Raw genomic sequence first — 20876 nt, 5'->3', positions numbered from 1 at the left:
TATAATTTTTTGATTAGAAGGAAATATTCATTCCAAATGCCAATGATTTCATTATTGGATAGGAATTTTCGCGATCATCGTATCCCAATTCAGGGTCTATAAAATCTAACTTGCTTATCGTTAACAGGTTTTGGCCTGTAAGGGTGAAACCAATTGAAGAAACGTTGAGTTTTTCACTTACACTCTGTGGCAAGGTGTAACCCAAAGACGCGGTCTTTAAACGAAGATAGCTCGTGTCTACCATCCAAAAATCAGAACTCTGAGTGTTGTTAGAGTAGGGAGATGGGGTAGCTCTTGGGTATCTGGCACCTTGGTTATCTGGAGTCCATCTATTATTGAAATATTCATAGGAAGTGTTACTTCCGTTATTCGCAAATGGAGAGGTCAAGAATGTCTGAATATTAATATCTGAACTGGCCGTGCCTTGAAAGAATAAGGATAAATCAAATCCTTTGTAGCTAACAGCGGTATTAAGTCCGTATGTAGTGGAAGGATATACAGGTTTTCCGATTACGGTCTGGTCATTAGAATCAATTTTTCCATCAGGAACACCATCTGGTCCGCTCAAATCCGCATACTTAACATCTCCAGGGTGTAAGTCTCCGAATTGCTCTACGTTATATCCATCGGCTGCGTTTATAATACCATCATTATTGATGTCTTCTGCGGTAGAGAATAGACCTAAAGATTTGTACCCATATGGAGTTCCAAAAGGTCTTCCTACTTTGGTTCTGTTTGGGTTATCACGTTCGGCATCACTTTGGAAAACTTCGATCATGTTATTTTCGGAATAGCTCATGTTGGCGTTTACCGACAACTGCAGGCCGCTGTCCCATTGTTTTAGCGTTCCGATGCTGAATTCAAAACCATCGTTGTTCATTTCCCCCTTGTTTTCTTGAGATAAAGAGAGACCGTATTCAACCGGCAATGTTACTTGAGGCGTTAAAAGCATACCTGTTCGGTCTTCATGGAAATAATCGAATTCTACGTTCAGTAATCCATTGTACATAGTAAGGTCAAAACCAATATCTAGTTTTGTGGAAATCTCCCAGGTAATATTAGGGTTAGGTTCATTTTCAATTTTGGACCCCTGAACTAAAACGCCGTTGCCATAAGCATAAGCATTTCCTCGTAAATCATATCCTGCGAGGTATTGGAAATCAGCAAGCTCGTTATCAATGTAAGGAAGGTTTCCTGATTTACCCCAAGAACCTCTTAGTTTTAAGTTGTTTACGTTGTTTACGTTTTGCATGAATTTCTCTTCTGAGATACGCCATGCTGCGGAAAAGGCGGGAAAATAGCCCCATCTATTTCCTGGCGCAAAAGAATAATGTCCGTCATACCTACCTGAAGCCTCAAAAATATATTTGTTCTTATACGTGTACCCTAAACGGTATACATAGCCAAGTTCAGAGGCTGTGCTTGAAGATCCGGCATTGTCATAATCTAGCTTATCGGAACTACCCAAACTCAACTCGTCTATTTCAATGGCAAAATTATTTCTTCTTGTGTTGAAGTAGTCGCCTTTGGTTTCACGTGCTTCCGCTACGAACAAGGCTGATACCGCATGGTCGCCAAAGGTTCGGTTGTAATTGATGTATCCTTGGTACGTGAACTTTTTGGATCGCTCATTTTTTAATTGAAGCCAAGTATAAGGAGCCCCGTTACCTTCTTGCAAGGAAATGGCTTCTGTGTAGGTGTATGGCTGTTGGGAAAGGTCTATATTGTAATATTTATAGGGAACGTGCCAAAGTTTGTCGTTTCCTTGTTCGTTGTCAAAGCTGAAGACGCCCTTTATACTCAATCCTTCTATAAAAGGCAGTTGTTGTTCTATGTATACGGAACTTAGAAGGGTATTGTCTTCCTCCCTATTATAGCCATCCGAATTAAGGACACCTAGAGGTGAATTGGCTGAAGATTCGCCCCACTTGTCTCCTTCTGGGTAAAGTAAGGTTTGGGTAGGGACGAATTTGTAGAAACTTCGCATTAGGTGGGTCGGTGACTCATCGGCATCGATACCGTCTGTGTTTTCTATCGTACCGAGTAATGACATACCTACTTTGGTATTGGCACTTAGGTTGGCATCTATATTAAGATTGTACGAATATCTTTTGTAGCCTAAGGGTTCAAAAATACCTCCTTGGTCATAATAGCCTAATCCGGCATGGTATTGAATATTGTCGGTTCCACCGCTTATTTCGGCATTGGTAATTTGAATACCTGAGTTTTTCTTGAATATTTCAGGGAAATTGGCATCGGGATACCTGTAAGGGTCTTCTTTGTGCAAAGAGGGGTAATTGGCAATTAAATTTGGGTCGTTGGGAGGCGTAGAACCAGTGGGGTTCAGGTTAAAGTAGCCTTCGTTCTGCAATGCCATATAATCTTGGGCATTTAGCATTTCAGGAAGATAGGTGGGTTTTTGAAAGGCATAAGAGGTGTTGATACTGACCACGGGTTTTCCTGATTTCCCTTTCTTGGTGGTAATTAATATTACACCGTTCGACCCGCCAATACCAAAGGGAGCTACCGCAGCTGCATCCTTTAAAACGGTAATGGTTTCAATAACGTTGGGGTCTATCTGTCCAATATTGTCCCTTCTAATACCGTCTACCACTATTAAAGGTTTATTGTTACCTGTAGTTACAATACCTCTAATATGAATATCAGGATTGTCATTTCCAGGTGTACCGCCATTGGGGCGCATACTTACCCCGGCCATTCTACCCGCCAAGGATTGTGTAATGTTTGCCGCGGGCACCTCTGCGATGTCGGAACCCTTTAGGGTACTGATGGCCCCGGTTACCGTGGCCCTTTTTTGGCTGCTGTAACCTACTACTACAATTTCATCAAGGGCGGCCGCATCTGAGACCATGGTGATGTCGACCGTAGTTTTGTTGGAAATGTCAACTTCTTGGGTCTTATACCCAATGTAGGAAATACTTAGAATGGTGTTTTCTCCATCTGTCTTTATGGTGAAATTACCGTCAAAATCAGATGTCGTACCCGTTGTAGTTCCCTTTAAGACAATACTGGCCCCGGGTAAGGGTGCGCCCATATCATCGTAAATGGTACCCGATATGGTGGGTTGTTGAGGTGAGGTTTCACCTTCGGTGGTTCTGGCATGTGCGCTCAAAATAGTCAGTAAGCAGATTGCTGTAGTGAGCATTTTTTTGGGTCCACTGGCTAAGAATCGAGCCATAGAGGATAGTCGCTCTTTGGTTTTCATGTTGAGAAGAGTTTAGTTGTTGAATGTTCGTGTTAGGGTATAAACCTAGTTAAATTCTTGTTAATTATGAAAATAATCATGCAAAAAATTCCGCTTGGGGCAAAAAATTGCACCTTATTTTACGGGCTTGACAATTCAATTTTATTGGGAAGCGTCCATTTTTGTGCAAAAAAGTGATTGCTTTGGAAGCCACTTTTGTAAGTAAGATGGGGTGTTTTGTGGTATACCCGCCTAAATTGCCCTTCCCTTCTTTGTGCCTTTTCTAGAAATCCACTACCTTATTAAAAAATTTAAAACAGGGTGTAATGGACATATTCAACGAAATAAAAAACAAACTAAGTCATGAGTTTATCGATATCATTGAATGGTTAGACCCGACCAATGATACTATTGTACACCGTTTTGAACGCTATCAGAACGAAATAAAGAACAATGCCAAGCTTATCGTTCGAGAAGGGCAGACCGCGGTATTTATAAATGAAGGCCAGCTGGCCGATGTGTTCAAGCCCGGTACCTACACCCTAAACACGAAGAACCTACCTATATTGACTACCCTGAAAGGTTGGAAATATGGTTTTGACAGCCCTTTCAAGGCTGAGGTCTATTTCGTGAATACCCGTTTGTTCACCGATGAAAAATGGGGGACCAAAAACCCCTTTATGCTGAGCGATGATCGTTTCGGACTAGTGGAAATACGTGCCTTTGGAACCTATAGCTTTAGAATAAGCGATGCGGGGAAATTTGTTGTAGATGTAGTCGGAACGGATGCTAATTTTACGAGTTACGAGATTAATGAGCATTTAAAGAGTTTGATCGTTACCCGTTTTACCGATACGGTCGGCGAGGCCAATTTGCCTATAGAACTCTATGCGGCCAATACGAGCGAATTATCGGAAACCTGTCAAGAGGTGATGCAACCCGAATTCGGAAGGGTCGGTATAGCGTTGGAGCGCTTCTATATTGAAAATGTTTCTATGCCTGAAGAGCTTAAAAAAGAGATTTTCGAGTATAGTAGGTTAGATAAGTTGGATATGGTGAAGCTTTCCCAATTTAAGGCCGCAAAGGCCATGGAAGCCGCGGCGAAAAACGAAGGAGGTACGGCAGGAGCTGGAATGGGCATGGGTATGGGCTTTGTTCTGGCCCAACAAATGGGCAATATGATGGCGCCACAAGGCCAAAACCCCGTCTTTGGAGCGCAAAAAACCGATGCGCCCGCCCCTCCGCCAATGCCTGCCCATACCATGTATTATTACGGACTTAACGGCCAGCAGAGTGGCCCCGTGACTTTTGATAGGCTCAAAGAACTGTTTGCCAATAGAACGATTAACAGGGAAACCTTGGTTTGGAAACAGGGCATGCAAAACTGGACGGCCCTAAAAGACGTGGACGAACTCAAATCTTTTTTGGGAGGTAATACACCTCCACCCCTGCCAACGGCCTAAAACGTCATTTCTTTAGGGTGAACTCTCTTGTTTAGTGGAAATGACCTAAAATACCAATGGAAGATACCAAACGATCCGAACATAAAAAGGCATGCGCCAACTGTGGTGCAGAACTTAAATTCAAGCCAGGTACGCACCAGCTTGTTTGCGAGTATTGCGGGTACGAAGAGTTTATCGAACAGGCCAAAAGCAGCTTAGAGGAACTTGAGTTACAGCATTATTTAAAAGTGGTGGGCGATAACGCCTATACCAAAACCATTGATGTACTGCACTGTAAAAATTGTGGGGCCAATCAGCATGTTCAAGAAAATTATAAATCGCTACAGTGTATCTATTGTAGTGAACCCCTGATTATAGAAGATGTTGAAGAGGAAGGCTGGATACTGCCCATGGCCTTGGTTCCTTTTCAAATCGATGCCCAGAAGGCGAAAGTCTTGTTTAAAAACTGGGTGAACGGTCTTTGGTTCGCCCCGAACAAGTTAAAACGTGCCGCACTCGACCCCGAAGGTCTTCATGGTTTGTACGTGCCCTATTGGACTTTCGATGCCAATCTTTCTGCCCGGTATGAGGGGCAGAGGGGCGATTATTATTACGAAACTCATCGGGTTAAGACGAAGAATGGAACGCAGACCCGGCAGGTTCGAAAAACCCGATGGTCTAGGGCGTCGGGTTCCGTTAATGGTTTTGTAGATGATATCTTGATCAATGCTTCCCAAAAGAAACGACAGGAAATCCCCCCTAAGGTGGCCCAGTGGGACGTAAAGGAGCTGGTAGCCTTCAATTCCAAATACCTCTCGGGCTTTGTAACGGAAAAATATTCGGTTTCCTTAAAGGAAGGGCACCACTTGTCTTTTCAAGAAGCCAAGGAAATAGCATACAGCTGGATCCGTCGTGATATCGGTGGTGATACCCAACGCATTACGCAGTCCGATATCACTTTGACCGATGAAACCTTCAAACACATTCTGCTGCCGGTATATATCAGCTCGTATCGGTACGACAACAAAGAGTATAATTTCTATATTAACGGCCAAACCGGAAAACTCAGTGGTACTCGACCCTATTCTTTTTATAAAATATTTTTTTTGGTACTTTTTATTGTGGTAATCATTGCTATTATTTCGATTTTTGCAAAATGAGAACTTTTGTAGTAGGTGATATTCATTCAGGATTAAAAGGATTAAAACAAGTATTTGAACGGGCGGGTGTAACACCCGACGACCAACTTATTTTTTTGGGCGATTATGTCGACGGGTGGAGCGAAGCTGTCGAAACCGTCGATTTTTTAATTGAATTGGGCAATTCCCACAATTGCATTTTTATACGGGGAAATCACGATGAGCTTTGCTTGGAGTGGTTGCGCGATGGCAAAGACAACCCACTTTGGCTTCAACATGGCGGCGGGGCTACCTTGGCTTCGTACGAGAAGGCCGATGCCCAAACTAAACGGAACCATATTCAGTTCTACGAAGGTTTGAAAAACCATTATGTCGATAGTAATAAACGTTTGTTTTTACATGCAGGATTTACTAACTTGAAGGGGATTGAATACGAGTATTTTAAGCAGACCTTCTATTGGGACCGTACACTGTGGGAACTGGCTCGTTCGCTCAATCCGAAATTGGAGCGGTCTAACCCAGACTACCCCAAACGGTTGACGCACTACAAAGAAATTTTTATTGGCCATACCCCTATTTCCAAAACCACGGTTGCCCAGCCTACAAGGGCCGCCAATGTTTGGAACGTAGATACGGGGGCCGCATTCAAAGGCCCGCTTTCTATGCTCGATATCGATTCGAAAACTATATTTCAAAGCGATCCGGTACATCAGCTATATCCTGGTGAACCCGGAAGAAATTGAAATTAGATATCGTATTTTTATATTTTAATTATATTATTGACGAACTTTGTTAAAAACACACACATATGCCTGAAAAGAATATTCGATTAGAGGTGATGCAGGCGATAGAGCCACAAGTTGAGGGATTTATGGATTCTTTTCTGATTCCCGTAGAAGATATTTGGCAACCTAGTGACTTTTTGCCCGATTCCGAAAGTGAAGGCTTTCTTGAAGAAGTTCGCGAACTTCGGGGCGAGTCTAAGGAACTAGGATACGATTTTTGGGTGACCATGGTTGCCGATACCATAACGGAGGAAGCATTACCGACCTATGAATCTTGGTTGATGGATGTTGAGGGAATTGACCAACACGGACCAAATAAGACAAATGGGTGGTCAAAATGGGTAAGGGCCTGGACGGCTGAAGAAAATCGTCATGGTGATGTACTTAATAAGTACCTCTATCTATCGGGTAGGGTAAATATGAGGGAAATTGAATATACTACCCAGCACCTGATCGCCGATGGTTTTGATATCGGAACCGATAGGGATCCCTACAAAAACTTTGTATATACTTCCTTTCAAGAGTTGGCTACCAACATTTCGCATAAAAGGGTAGGCCAAATGGCAAAGAAAAAAGGAAACGCCCTATTGGGTAAGATGTGTACCATAATTGCAGGCGATGAAATGCGACATCACTTGGCCTATAGGGAGTTTGTAAAAACCATTTTTGGTGAAGACCCCTCGGGTATGATGTTGGCTTTTGCCGATATGATGAAAAAGAAAATTGTTATGCCGGCCCATTTCTTACGTGAATCCGGTGGAACCATAGGTGCGGCTTTTGAAAACTTCTCTAACTGTGCACAACGCCTTGGGGTATATACCGCTCAAGATTATGTGGATATTCTTAGAAAATTGAATGCTTATTGGGAGTTGGAAAAAGTAAGAAGCCTTAATGATGAGGCAGAAAAAGCTCGTGATTACCTGATTAAATTGCCAGAACGATTGGAGCGTATTTCAGAGCGAATGAAATTTCCTGAAGATCAATACCGGTTCAAGTGGGTTGAGGCCAACGGTATGATATAGGTTTTATGGTTCGTCATAAAACAAAATAAGAAAATCCGGTCTATCTCTAGGCCGGATTTTCTTATTAAGTAGGTTTTAACTTGTTGTAGGTCAAGCTCCGATTTGGGATACGTAACTTGTTTTCGGTTAAGCTCTAGGATTGATTTGGGGTCATTACTATCACTTAATTACAATGTAAATCTACCTTGACATTTTCTTTTTTCTAATTATTTGTTGTGAACGGAGCCCAATTTGTTGTGAAAAATATGAGCGGTTCGCTTTCTTCGATAAACGGTATGGTCCGCTTGTTATGGAGCGATATGATGGGGTATAAAAAAACCCCGCATAGCGAGGTTTGGATTTGAAATATAAGGAAGGTTTATAACTTTCCGTGGTCGTGTTCATCTTGCCATTTTGCAAGTTCCGTCCATTTTCCTTCATAGCACATCTTGGCCTGCATTGGCCAAGACGCCGGGTCATGGATCTTGTAGCGATCACCACCGCCTTTTAGAACTTCTTGGCAGCGGGCAACGGAGGTTTCCGAAAGATCCTTCCATGTTTTGATACCCTCGGCATGAAAGAGCCCTTCTATTTTAGGTCCAATGCCCTCTACGACCTTTAGATCGTTTTCTTTTACGGTTTTACCGATTGCCGCTTTTGCCGCAGCAGCGTCGAAGGGAATAAGGATTGGAACGGCGGCCATGGGCGTAGCGCCCAATGAAGATGAAACATCCTTGGTTTCGGGCATGGTGATCAGTTGTTGCTTGCAGGCCTCAAGTTGGGCCCGTAGTCTCGAATTATCGTCATTACAGCGCTTTAACTCGTCAGAATTATCGATAACCTTCGTGTTCGACTTGCCTAAGAGATACCCTAAGATTCCACAAATGATCCCGACAAGAAGTGGGATCAACCAGCACATCATATTTATATTTCCAGATTCCATTTTATTTTAGTTTTAATTATTGATTATTTAATAGATATTACGGTTCTTCTGTTCTTGGCCCTTCCCTCTTCGGTAGCATTACTGGCTATGGGGTCGTTGGGTCCCTTTGATGAGCTTGCTATTCTATCGGCGGCAATCCCGTTTTGAACAAGATAGGCTTTGGCAAAATCGGCCCTACCTTGCCCGAGACGGAGGTTGGTCTGTCTACCTCCCTTGCTATCGGTATATCCCACGATGTTGCATTTGGCATTTTCGACCTTGTCAAGGTACCTTACGATGTCCGCGATTTTTTGGCGCTGTTCTTCGGAAGGATTTATAGAGGCTTCCGCCGTATCAAAATAAAGCACCAAAGGATCTGATGTTATTTTTTCGTAAAGTGCCTTTATTTCATCATCGTCATTACCTGATTTTTCGCTAAAAGCATAGGCAATGGGGCCTTTGAATATGTTGCCGTCGGCTACCATATCGCCCATCAATTTCCCTTGAATGTCGATTTGTGAGGACGGAATTTCAAGTGATGTGAGGTGGTTTTTGACCGAGTTTGCCCGTGCGAGGCCCAAGTTCGGAAAAGCGGTGTTGTTGTCTTCGTCACTTTGGTAATATCCGGTAAGGGTCAATACCTTGTCTTTATGGGTGGCCAAATAGTCCTTTAGGCCCGGGCTGATACCACGGGTAACGTTTTCCGATACCGGTTCTAAAAAACGGGGGCTAGATCGATTAAAGTTATAATTGTCTTGGGTCTCATAGTTAAAGTCGCCGTCACTCAGGGCAAAAGGATATGAACTGGCCTTAGGAGGTGCCGGGGTAGGTGCTACCTCTTGTTTAGCTTCCTCTTGTTGTTGAACCATTGGACTACAATAACTACAGCAGTTGATGTAAAAATAGATACCTACTATTATGGTAATGATGATACCAAGTAGGTATAGGGTTGAACGTTTCATCGTAATGGAGTGTTAAGTGTTTAGACTACAATGTATTAAAAAAAACAAAACAAATGTTAAAACCGACTAATTAATAAGTAAAGTATTACAAAATGCATTTCGGTTTTCGATGAAATACGGTTGTAGAAGGGGAGATATGTTAACCTTTTCTATTTAGGCCACATTAATAGGTGGAAGATAGGGTTGCCGATTGCTATTCCCAACGGATTGACACGGCGACCGATTATACAGGAAATCTAACTAGTTGTGTATCTAATGGATGGGCCTATACATTATTACTTTGGGGACAAGACTTAGATATATACTTTTATAAGGCAGAAAGGATAATTCTAAAACGAGAAGTTATGAAAACTGAAATTATCAAAATAGCGAATTTTATGTGCATGTTCATTGTGTTGGGCACGCAAGCTCTACTCCACGGAAGTTGGAAAATGCCCAAGACCGCAACCGTACGCGGTAATAGGGAAGGAATTAAAGGTATGTAATGAAAAAGGAAAGTGTATACAAAGATGTTTGAGTTAGTCTAGTGTTTAAAAACCCGCTATTTTTTTGCTTGTCTATTCGGGGGAAGGTCAAGTAATTAACGGCGGGTTTTCACATAAACACATTTCACTTCTATAAATCGAATTTGATGCCTTGCGCCAAAGGAAGCTCGGTAGTATAGTTAATGGTATTGGTCTGCCTGCGCATATAGACCTTCCAGGCATCGGAACCTGATTCGCGACCGCCACCGGTTTCTTTTTCCCCTCCAAAAGCACCTCCAATTTCAGCACCTGAAGTACCTATATTTACATTGGCAATACCACAATCGCTACCTGCAACCGATAAGAAGTACTCGGCTTCACGAAGGTTGTTGGTCATAATGGCCGAAGACAGGCCTTGGGCCACGTTGTTTTGAATATCGATGGCGTCTTCAACGCTTCCCGAATATTTCAAAAGGTAAAGTACCGGGGCAAAGGTTTCGTGTTGTACGATTTTAAAATCGGGTTGCGCCTCGGCAATGGCCGGTTTTACATAGCAGCCACTTTCGTAGCCCTCGCCTTCGAGAACACCTCCATCCACAATAATTTTTCCTCCTTCTTCAACTACTTTATCAAGGGCATTTTTATAATGGGCCACCGCATCGGTATCGATTAGTGGGCCTACATGGTTGTTTTCGTCCAATGGGTTGCCGATTCTAAGTTGTTTATAGGCTTCTACAAGGGCCGTCTTGACCTGGTCGTAAATACTTTCGTGAATGATGAGCCTTCTGGTGGAGGTACAGCGTTGACCTGCCGTTCCTACCGCACCGAATACCGCGCCGATTACCGTCATCTTAATATCGGCATCGGGGGTGACGATTATGGCGTTGTTGCCACCCAGTTCCAAGAGCGATTTGCCTAAGCGGGCCGCTACGTTCTGGGCTACGATTTTGCCCATACGGGTAGACCCTGTGGCCGATATCAGGGGGATTCGTGTATCGGTGGTCATCATCTCACCTACGCGGTAGTCACCGTTGATCAGGCAAGAAATACCTTCGGGCAAACCGTTGGCCTTAAAGACCTCTACGGCAATATTTTGACAGGCCACCCCGCATAAGGGTGTTTTTTCAGATGGTTTCCAAACGCAAACATCACCACAGATCCATGCCAAGGCCGTGTTCCATGCCCAAACGGCAACAGGAAAGTTGAAAGCCGAAATAATTCCGACCACACCCAGTGAATGATATTGCTCGTACATTCGGTGACCTGGGCGTTCGGAATGCATGGTAAGACCGTGCAACTGCCTCGAAAGACCTACGGCAAAGTCACAGATGTCGATCATTTCCTGTACTTCTCCCAAGCCTTCTTGGTAGCTTTTTCCCATTTCGTACGATACCAATTTGCCTAAGGCTTCTTTTTTCTCCCTTAACTTTTCTCCAAATTGCCTTACGATTTCACCTCGTTGCGGTGCCGGCTTGCTTCGCCATACCTTAAAGGCCTTGGTCGCGGCGGCCATCACTTGTTCGTAATCTTCTTTAGCGGTCGTCTTGACTTTAGCGATCAGGGCCCCGTCTACTGGCGAGTATGATGAAATAATTTCTCCGGAACCAAAATGTGAGGAGCCTGTTGAGGTACCGTGGTTTATATCCATTACACCTAAATCCTTAAGTGCTTTTTCGATACCGAATTGCGATGCTAAATGTGACATTTTATAACTTTTTATTGCGTTATTGTTATATTTTTTGATAAAGGTACTGCAACTATTCCAGAAAAGTAAATTTTAATCGCATGTATACCGGCTAGGAATGCAATCAAAACTAAGGGACCATTATGCGGCCTAGTTTAGATTAAGATAAGGACAATGGCCAATAGGGCGGGAAGGGCCTGTATGTATAGGATTTTTTTGTCTACCGAATAGGCTCCGTAGATTCCGGCGATAGCAACACAGCTTAGAAAGAAGAGCGCGATGTTTTGTTGCCAGAGTGGGTCGGTTATAAAAAAGGTCCATGCTAATCCAGCGGCGAGAAAACCATTGTAGAGCCCTTGGTTGGCGGCCATGGGTTTGGTGGCCTCAAAGAGTTCGGACGGAAACTTTCTAAAAATATTTTTCCCCTTGGTTGTCCAAGCGAACATTTCAAAATACAGGAAATAAAAGTGTAGGATCGAAATAAAACCAATAAGTATTTTTTCAGCCATAACGCTTCTGTTTTTCTATGTTTGGTTATTAAAAATAACACTAAAGTTGGTGCCGGTACTGTCTGAATTATACGAAAGCTCGGCTGAAATCTGTCGGCAAAGTGCCTTTATGATATCGAAACCTATGCCTTCGGCGTTTTCGATGGCAAAGCCTTCGGGAAGGCCTTTACCGTTATCGCGTATGGTCAATGAGATATTCGATTTGTCTAATTTTTTTACGTCGATACGGAGTTCGTTGTAATTTTTTTTGTCGGGGTAGGCGTGCTTTACCGCGTTGGTCACAAGTTCGGAAATGATCAAGGCCAGCGGAACCGCCTTATCTAGGTCAATCGATATTTCCGGGCAATCGATCTTGTAGCTGAAAGAGGGTGATATTTTATTCTGGTACTCCATAAGGTCTTTCAGGTACTCATGCAGGTTCACGGCCTTTGAATCTTTGTCTTGATAGATTTTTTGATGGGTGAGCGCTATGGCCGATATGCGCGCTTGACTGTCTTCTAAGGCCGTTATGGCCTCTTTGCTTACCAATTTGCGTTTCTGCATGTTGATCAAGCTAGAGGTGATCTGAAGATTGTTCTTTACCCTGTGGTGGATTTCCCGTAACAAGTTTTCCTTTTGTTTGTTCGATTCCTCAAGTTCGGCCGTACGCAATAGTACACGGGCTTCAAGGCGGTCGTTATGATTGTCCCTCCTTCTGGCCAAATGGGCCAAGAGCAGTGTTGTGGCCAGGCCGAGGATAAGAACTACATAAGATTCGAAGACGTGCGGAAAGGAGAGGTACTCTTGTTTGGGCACGAAATGAACGTCCCATTTGCGATCTATTGCATTGATGCTTTTTTTGATAACGGTTTTCTCGTACTGATCTTTATGGGTCTTGCTGGTGTGTACATTTGAAAACAATAAGGTGTCGCCGGCTTCGTGATCGTGGATGCATAGGTTGAATACCTTAATTTCAGATTTTAAGGTTTCGGAAATCAACTTATCCATGCGGTATACTCCAAGAACAATTCCCTTGTTTTCGGGAGATATGGCCGAGCTTACCGATTTTAAGGCAAGGATTCCCCCGACCCCGTCAGCTTCCGAAATCAATTGGATGGGGCCTGAAATGGCAGGTTTGCCGGTTTCTATGGAACGTAAGATGGCCTCTCTTTTTGTACTATCGGAAAAAACGTCGTAACCCAAGACCTGTTTAAATGGTACTACGGGGTTTAAGGTGGTAACCGGGTAATGTACATTATTTGATGTTGTGGGAACGAGCTGACCGCTAGAGTCGATTTGGGTAATCGTTCTATATTCTTCAAATTTTGTCCTCAGCGAGTCTTCGACCTTTGGAGCCCAGGCCAAGGCCTTGATACCGTTGAGTTCTTTGATAAAAGGGTCGGTAAAGCGCTCAAAAAGCTTTTGGGGTATATAGCTTTTATTCTCGTAGAAAAAAGCCATTGACTCGACTACCAAATTTATTTTGTTGAGCTCGTCTTCAAGTTTTATCACCGACTTGGTAACGGCACTGTCTACGGCCGACTTGTTTTGAAGTAGGTACCTGTTATTGATCGAAAAGAAAATAAATAAGGCTAAACTACTTCCGATAAGGAGAACGGCCAAGTATTTTAGAATTTGCAGAGTGGTCATAAGAGGTTGGTATGGGGAATCCTAAAAACTTCGGCGACGCTAATGCCATTACCAAAGAACGACAATTTTATGTTGATAAGCCAACAAAAACGTCAATCATCAGCGATAAATCTCTCATCTACGGGCATTACCGTCCCACAATTGTCGCAAGTGCGAAGTGTTTCAGAGTTGTAAAAATGCTTGAAGTGTTTTAGGAAATCTACTTCAATATCATTGAGTTTAAAGTAAACGTCATAAAGCTTATGGTTGCAATTGTCACAGAACCATAGAAGTCCATCCTCAACATCCATGTCGGCGCGCTTTCTTTCGATGACCAAGCCTATGCTTCCTTCATGGCGAACCGGGGAATGCGGTACTTTTGCGGGGTGTAGGTACATGTCGCCAGGACCGAGCTTCATGGTTTTCTTTTGTCCGTCTTCTTGTATGTGTACTTCTATTTCGCCCTCCAATTGGTAGAAGAGCTCTTCGGTTTCGTTAAAATGATAGTCTTTTCTGGCATTTGGGCCAGCTACTACCATAACAATATAATCACCGGCGTCTTTATACAGGTTTCTATTGCCTACCGGAGGTTTTAGGGTATGTCTGTTTTCATCAATCCAGCGATTGAGGTTGAAGGGAGCTTTTATGGGCATTTTGTTCAAAATTTACGATCACTTCTCCTTCCCAAATAAAATTGAAAATGGGAATAGTGGTTGTTACAATCTCAAATTTATGAAAAAACTCGTCCTTATCCCTATAAATATCAGACGATAATGCTCGTTTAAAGCTGAAAAATCACCTATAAAAGATTTGTGTAAAGTACATTTTGCCATTGCTGCCTTTCTTGACACTTACCGCGGTATGGGTAAACTCCCCTTCTATGGTTCGCTTATGACTGGCACTGCTTAGCCAGCCATCTAAAGCCTGTGAAGCGTTGGCGTAATCCCGACCTACGTTTTCGGCAACAAATTTAGCAGCTTCTTTCGCGGAAATATCCGAAGCCCTAGTACTAAAATTATCGTGGTTAAGGGTGCCTTTGGCAATCATGTAATCGGTATGTGCGTTGGCGTGGGTGTAGGCCACGGCGCTGAACTCCAGTGAGTTTTGTCCAATGGAGACGCGGTGTCCGTTCACGGCTTCCAATAATTCTTTTTCTACTGCTTCGGCAGTCTCGGCCTCGGTAATATTTGTAGTGTCAACAGACTCTTTACTGCAAGAGGCCAAGGTACATACAAATAAAACGAGTGCAGCAAAGTGCATTCTCATTTTCATACAAAGTTCTATTTGTAAGTAGGCGTATTCTAGAAAAGTAGGAAGGAAGAATGGGGTATTCTCGTGTTCTAAACGTGATAAGGGGAGTTATCGTCTGGCTAATATCTAAAATATTATGATTGCTAGGCTCTATAATTTACTCTTTTCGATGAAATACACCCTTCAATTTTGCGTTGTAAGTCAAACCGTACGATAGGCCCGTTATTTGATCTACGGTAGAAATTTTAATTGTTCGGCGAATTTGAAATGCTTGGTACGGTCCTTGTTCAGATGCGACTTAATTCACGGTAAACCGTGATGGATTCCATAATTCTATCCGCTAATTTTGTAAGAAATAGGTTTTTATGAAAATCAACATCCGTTTTTACGTTTTGCTCCTTTTGTTAGGAATCGCTTCTTGTACTTCAAAGAAGGAAGGCGCCCATATGCAATTAGACGATATCAGCAAGTTTCAAGACTATGTTACCCAAGTCTCACATGGAGTTATTTCGGCGCATAGCGATGTTCGCGTGGTACTGACCGAACCTGTAGCGTCTTGGGAGAGCGGAAAGGAGCTTGAACCTGACCTTCTTACCGTGGAACCGAAAGTCAAAGGAAAGATCGTGGCGCTCGATGCACGAACTATTGCCTTTACCCCCAACACCCAATTTGAACAAGACACCGAATACCGTTTTACGCTCGATCTTGAACGTATCAAGAAAGGGCTTCCTGAAGAACTCGAAGAGCTTAATTTTAGCGTAAAAACGTTAAAGCAGCAATTTAATGTTTATACCAACGCCCTTCAGTCTTACTCTTCCTCGTTGCAATATGTAACGGGGCAGCTTCGTATGGCCGATGTTCTTCCTCTGGAAAAAGCAAAACAACTTATAAGCGTAAAACATAATAGTAAGTCCATTCGTGTACGCTTCGACGATGCGGTACAAAAGGGAACCCTGTTCGCTTTCACCATCGATAGTATACAGCGACTTGAAAACGATTCGGAACTTGAGGTAGAGTGGAACGGAGATAAGTTCGATATTGAAAGTAGCGGCAGTAATACCATACGAATACCGGGAAAAAACAACTTTACGGTCTTAGATGCAACCGTAGAAACCGGTGAAAATGCCCGGGTCTTGATCAATTTTTCAGACCCCATAAAAAAAGGACAGAATTTTAAAGGTTTGGTGGTGTTGGAACAGGACGATGATCCCAAATACTCCGTTGACGGCAATACGCTTAGGGTGTATCCGTCCAAAGATATACAGGGTACGGTCAATATCGATGTTTTTGAAGGTATAGAAAGTACGGAGGGCCGTAAACTGAAATCGAAATTTACCGAGCGCGTGGCTTTTGAACGGTTAAAGCCCCAAGTGCGACTGATTTCCAACGGTACCATACTTCCTTCTTCAAATAATCTAAAGATCAATTTTGAAGCGGTAAGCCTGAAATCGATAAAAGTTTCCGTATTTAAGATTTATGAAAATAATGTCTTGCAGTTCCTTCAGGGGAACAATTTAGGGGGGCAGGGCAATTTACGGGCCGTAGCTAGGCCGATTGCACGTAAAAAAATTGTGTTGGACAACGCCGCCGGCCATAGCGAAAAATGGAGAGCCCATGCCATAGACTTAAAAAACTTGATTTCGCCCGAAACGGGTGCCATGTACCGCGTTGAATTCGACTTCGGCCCCGAAGACAGCGCCTTTAAATGCGATAGTACCAATTTTGACCTTTCGTCCGATGAAGAGGAAAATTACGATGAGGAAAGCGAGGACAGCTCGTGGGACAATGTAGAGGATTATTATTATAACGATTACTACTACGATTATAACTGGAACGAACGTGATAACCCTTGCGATCGCTCCTATTACTACAATAAGAAGATCGGGACGAATATTTTGGCTTCCGACATAGGCCTTACCGTTAAAAGGGGAACGAATAAAAGTTACTTTGTAGTGGCAACAAATATTCTGGATGCCATGCCTATGGCCGGGGTAAAGGTCACCTTTTACAACTACCAGCAACAAGCCCTTGGACATGTGATTACCGATGCGGAAGGGAAGTCCATTTACGATGCCGATGCCATGGCCTATTTTGCCGTAGCCGAAAGCAACGGTCAAAAAACCTATGTAAAGCTCAATGATGGCAATACGCTATCGGTAAGTAAGTTCAAAGTGGCCGGAGTGCAATTGCAAAAAGGATTGAAAGGCTTCATTTTTGGCGAACGCGGGGTCTGGAGACCGGGCGATGAAATTTACCTATCCTTTATCTTGAACGACAATGCGAACAAGCTTTCCGCGGGGCACCCCGTTAAATTGGAGCTGTTTGACCCCTACCACAAGGTGGTGCACCGGGAGATGAAGACGAGCGGCCTCAATAATTTCTATCAGTTCAATGTCAAGACCGATGCAAACGCGCCTACGGGAAATTGGATGGCCAAAATATCCGTCGGAGGGGCCTCCTTTAGTAAGACACTAAAAATAGAGACGATAAAACCCAATAGGTTAAAAATAAAGACCGATTTTGACGAGGACCTTCTTAAGGGAGACAAACCTATTTCGGTAGACATGTCGGTCAATTGGTTGCACGGCGCCGTGGCCAAAAACCTCAAGGCCGATATTACGGCAAAGTTCAGCCCTGCCTTAACGGAGTTCGATAAGTTTCCTGGCTATGTTTTTGATGATCCTACCCGCAATTTTTCGGTAGAGGATCAGGTCGTCTTTACCGGTAAGGTAGATGAACAAGGTAAAGCCCGGTTTACGATTGCCCCTCAGCTGAAGAGCAAGGCCCCGGGTATGTTAAAGGCTGCTTTTATTACCAAGGTTTATGAAAACGGAGGCGATTTTAGCACCGATGTCTTTACTAAAAAGTACGCGCCTTACAGCACCTACGTAGGTTTGAACGTGCCCAAGGGAGATAAAAGCAGGGGAATGCTGCTTACCGACACCCCGCATAATTTTGAAATCGTTACCGTTGATGAAAACGGAAAAGCCAAAGCGGTCAAGAACCTGAACGTTACGGTGCACAAGGTCAATTGGCGATGGTGGTGGGATACTTCTGCCGATAACCTGTCGAATTTCAGTAGCAGTCAATACCACGAAAAAGTTTTTGAAAAGACGATAAGCACAGGTTCGAACGGAAAGGCGGAGTTTCAGTTTGAGTTAAAATATCCAGAATGGGGTAGATACCTTGTTTACGTAGAAGACCCGAACGGAGGGCATGCTACCGGAAAAACAGTATATATCGATTGGCCGGGATGGGCCGGAAAATCTAGAAAGACCGACCCTTCGGCCGCAACCATGTTGGTTTTTTCAACCGATAAGGAAACCTACAATGTTGGGGAGTCGGCTACGGTTACCTTTCCGAGTTCCGCCGGTGGCCGGGCCTTGGTTACGGTAGAAAACGGTTCTGAGGTGCTTGAAAGCCTATGGGTAGGGACAACCCAGGGCGAAACCAAGTTTCAGTTGCCGATAGAGGCGGCTTACACGCCTAACATTTATGTGCACATCTCCTTGCTACAACCCCATGCCAGTACGTTGAACGATAGCCCTATTCGATTGTACGGGGTGGTGCCGGTTTCCGTAGAGGATCCCGAAACAAAGCTAAGTCCGGTAATATCAATGCCCGAAGTGCTTAGGCCCGAAGAGACCATCACGGTAAAAGTAGCGGAAAAGAGCAAAAAAGCCATGACCTATAGCATTGCCATTGTCGATGAAGGACTGCTCGACTTAACACGATATCAAACACCGGATCCATGGAATACATTTTATGCGCATGAGGCATTGGGGGTAAAGACCTGGGATGTTTTTGACGAGGTCATAGGTGCGTTCGGGGGCAAGGTCAACCAAGTCTTCGCTATCGGCGGCGACGGGGAACTGGCAGGAGCCAAAAATAAGAAGGCCAACCGCTTTGAGCCCATGGTGGTCCATTTAGGGCCTTTCAGCCTTAAAGAGGGGGAAAGTAAATCGCATCGGATCAAGATTCCGAAATATATAGGTTCGGTACGTACCATGGTCATTGCCGAAAACGAAAAGGCCGAAGCCTATGGTATGGCCGAGAAAACCGTTCCGGTGCGCAAACCTTTAATGGTACTTGCATCTTTGCCCAGAAAGATTACACCAGGTGAAAAAGTGACTTTACCCGTTACGGTTTTTGTTATGGAAGAAAAGGTGAAGAACGTAACCTTAAGGTTGAAGCCCGACCCATCTTTTGTTATTTCGGGGGATGCGCAACAATCGCTTAGCTTTGCCCGGCCCGATGAAAAGATGGCCTATTTTGAACTGAAGGTTGCCGATTTCAAGGGAATAGGAAAAGTAGTGGTGGAAGCTTCCGGAAACGGGGAAAAAGCCTCTTTTGAGATTCCTATCGATGTGGTCAATCCGAACCCGGTAACATCCGACAAGCAAGAAGTAGTGCTGGAAGCGAATTCCTCAAAAAACATTTCCTTGGAAACCTTTGGCATATCTGGAAGCAATTCGGCCCAGATAGAATTTTCTACCCTACCGCCAATGGACTTCAACGGGCGTATGCAATACTTGATACGATACCCACATGGATGTGTCGAACAAGTTACTTCGGCCGCATTTCCGCAACTCTATCTGAACGATATTTTTGATTTGGACGGAAACAAAAAGAAAAGGATCCAACAGAATATCGTACGTGCGGTAAAAACTCTGGGAGGCTATCAAAATGCCACGGGCGGTTTCTCTTATTGGCCCGGTCAGAATTATTCTAACGATTGGGGCACAAGTTATGCCGGCCACTTTTTACTGGAGGCCGAAAAGAAAGGCTATGTTCTTCCCTTGGGTTTTAAATCGAGTTGGCTTCCCTATCAGCAGAACAAGGCCAAACAATGGCGTTCGGGTTCGGGTGCGAGTGCCTTGGCGCAGGCCTATCGCTTATATACCTTGGCCTTGTCGGGTAATGCCGATGTGGCCAGTATGAATCGATTGCGAGAGCAAAACGGCCTGTCGAACGATGCGAAGTTTCGTCTTGCGGCAGCCTATGCCCTTATCGGACAGCATAGTGTGGCCGAAAATATTCTAAAAACGGCCCAAACCAATTTTAACGACCATAAAGGGAATACCTACGGTTCTGAAGATAGAAATCGCGCTATGGCCCTAGAAACCTACGTGCTCTTAGACGAAAAGACAAAATCACATAGCCTTGCCGATGATTTGGCCAAGCGGCTTTCGTCGAATCAATGGATGAGCACCCAAACTACGGCATACAGTTTGATCGCCATGGCCAAATTTGCAAAAATGGTGGGCGGTAAAGGTATAAAAGCGAGCTTGACGGTCAACGGAAAACAGGAAGATGTGAGTACTTCCAAAAGCTTGGCCAATCGTGAAATCGCCATTAAAAAAGGAAGCAACCAGCTCATCCTTGAAAATAAGGAATCGAATACCTTGTTCGTAAGCCTTGTCAACCAAGGGGTACTGCCGGTAGGTGAAGAGAAGGCTATCCAAAGAAACCTAGGGGCGCGGCTAACGTTCAAAGGGAGAAACGGCAATGTTTTAGATGTATCGCAAATAACCCAAGGAACTGATTTTGTTGCGGAGGTGAGCTTGACCAATACTACGGGGCAGGCAATCAAAAACATGGCGCTTACCGAAATATTTCCGAGTGGATGGGAAATTGTAAACACCCGCTTTACCGATTTTGGCGACTTTGCCGATAACCAAGTCACCTATACCGATATTAGGGATGACCGAAGTAACTTCTACTTTGATATGGAAGCCAATGAAACCAAAACGTTCAGGGTACTTTTGAACGCCTCGTATTTAGGACGTTATTATTTGCCCGGTATACAGGCCGAAGCCATGTACGACAACGATTATGTAGTGCGAACCCAAGGTCGATGGGTAGAGGTGGTGCAATAAATGTACCTTCTGAAATTCAACAACA

At 43.9% G+C, this 20876-nt stretch carries 14 protein-coding genes; 6 read left to right on the top strand and 8 right to left on the bottom strand.

Features of this window, described 5'->3' with window-relative positions; translation table 11 throughout:
- Window positions 1–13: 13 nt before the first annotated feature.
- Window positions 14–3226 (bottom strand): SusC/RagA family TonB-linked outer membrane protein, encoded by a 3213-nt coding sequence (locus ZOBGAL_RS07075; RefSeq protein WP_046287391.1) that lies wholly within the window; start codon window positions 3224–3226, stop codon window positions 14–16.
- 305 nt (window positions 3227–3531) lie between these two features.
- Between ZOBGAL_RS07075 and ZOBGAL_RS07070 the strand changes: the two genes are divergently transcribed.
- The 4 genes from ZOBGAL_RS07070 to ZOBGAL_RS07055 all read left to right on the top strand — a co-directional run bounded on the left by ZOBGAL_RS07070 (window position 3532) and on the right by ZOBGAL_RS07055 (window position 7593).
- Complete coding sequence (locus tag ZOBGAL_RS07070) at window positions 3532–4668, top strand: SPFH domain-containing protein (protein ID WP_013992853.1); 1137 nt, start codon at window positions 3532–3534, stop codon at window positions 4666–4668.
- A gap of 56 nt (window positions 4669–4724) precedes the next feature.
- A complete protein-coding gene (locus ZOBGAL_RS07065) occupies window positions 4725–5807 on the top strand; it encodes a hypothetical protein (protein ID WP_013992852.1) in 1083 nt (360 codons plus the stop codon).
- Window positions 5804–6529 carry a metallophosphoesterase family protein gene (locus ZOBGAL_RS07060; RefSeq protein WP_013992851.1) on the top strand — a complete coding sequence of 242 codons (726 nt, stop codon included), beginning with the start codon at window positions 5804–5806 and terminating at the stop codon, window positions 6527–6529. The genes ZOBGAL_RS07065 and ZOBGAL_RS07060 overlap by 4 nt, the downstream gene beginning before the upstream one ends.
- A gap of 65 nt (window positions 6530–6594) precedes the next feature.
- Entirely contained in the window at window positions 6595–7593 is a 999-nt protein-coding gene (locus ZOBGAL_RS07055; RefSeq protein WP_013992850.1) for an acyl-ACP desaturase, read from the top strand.
- 358 nt (window positions 7594–7951) lie between these two features.
- On the opposite strand, the gene ZOBGAL_RS07050 is transcribed toward ZOBGAL_RS07055, so the two are convergent.
- A complete protein-coding gene (locus ZOBGAL_RS07050) occupies window positions 7952–8515 on the bottom strand; it encodes a hypothetical protein (RefSeq protein ID WP_013992848.1) in 564 nt (187 codons plus the stop codon).
- 23 nt (window positions 8516–8538) lie between these two features.
- A complete protein-coding gene (locus ZOBGAL_RS07045) occupies window positions 8539–9456 on the bottom strand; it encodes an OmpA family protein (protein ID WP_013992847.1) in 918 nt (305 codons plus the stop codon).
- Between the two features lie 344 nt (window positions 9457–9800).
- Between ZOBGAL_RS07045 and ZOBGAL_RS23530 the strand changes: the two genes are divergently transcribed.
- Window positions 9801–9941 carry a hypothetical protein gene (locus ZOBGAL_RS23530; protein WP_158499720.1) on the top strand — a complete coding sequence of 47 codons (141 nt, stop codon included), beginning with the start codon at window positions 9801–9803 and terminating at the stop codon, window positions 9939–9941.
- A gap of 130 nt (window positions 9942–10071) precedes the next feature.
- Here ZOBGAL_RS23530 and amaB read toward each other — a convergent pair whose 3' ends face one another.
- From amaB to ZOBGAL_RS07015, 5 genes are all read right to left on the bottom strand, one after another.
- A complete protein-coding gene (gene amaB / locus ZOBGAL_RS07035) occupies window positions 10072–11625 on the bottom strand; it encodes an L-piperidine-6-carboxylate dehydrogenase (RefSeq protein WP_013992845.1) in 1554 nt (517 codons plus the stop codon).
- 134 nt (window positions 11626–11759) lie between these two features.
- Window positions 11760–12113: a DUF1304 domain-containing protein gene (locus tag ZOBGAL_RS07030; protein ID WP_013992844.1), complete on the bottom strand. Its 354-nt coding sequence runs from the start codon at window positions 12111–12113 to the stop codon at window positions 11760–11762.
- A gap of 15 nt (window positions 12114–12128) precedes the next feature.
- Entirely contained in the window at window positions 12129–13742 is a 1614-nt protein-coding gene (locus tag ZOBGAL_RS07025) for a CHASE domain-containing protein (RefSeq protein ID WP_013992843.1), read from the bottom strand.
- Between the two features lie 92 nt (window positions 13743–13834).
- The gene (locus ZOBGAL_RS07020; RefSeq protein ID WP_013992842.1) at window positions 13835–14374 is read right to left on the bottom strand and encodes a 3-hydroxyanthranilate 3,4-dioxygenase; all 540 of its coding nucleotides are present in this window, start codon (window positions 14372–14374) and stop codon (window positions 13835–13837) included.
- Between the two features lie 142 nt (window positions 14375–14516).
- Window positions 14517–14993: a CAP domain-containing protein gene (locus ZOBGAL_RS07015; RefSeq protein ID WP_013992841.1), complete on the bottom strand. Its 477-nt coding sequence runs from the start codon at window positions 14991–14993 to the stop codon at window positions 14517–14519.
- Between the two features lie 344 nt (window positions 14994–15337).
- Here ZOBGAL_RS07015 and ZOBGAL_RS07010 point away from each other — a divergent pair, with 344 nt between their 5' ends.
- A complete protein-coding gene (locus ZOBGAL_RS07010; protein WP_013992840.1) occupies window positions 15338–20851 on the top strand; it encodes an alpha-2-macroglobulin family protein in 5514 nt (1837 codons plus the stop codon).
- The last annotated feature ends 25 nt before the right edge of the window (window positions 20852–20876 follow it).

This window comes from Zobellia galactanivorans, assembly GCF_000973105.1.
GTDB lineage: Bacteria > Bacteroidota > Bacteroidia > Flavobacteriales > Flavobacteriaceae > Zobellia > Zobellia galactanivorans.
This window is presented reverse-complemented; position numbering and strand designations above follow the sequence as displayed.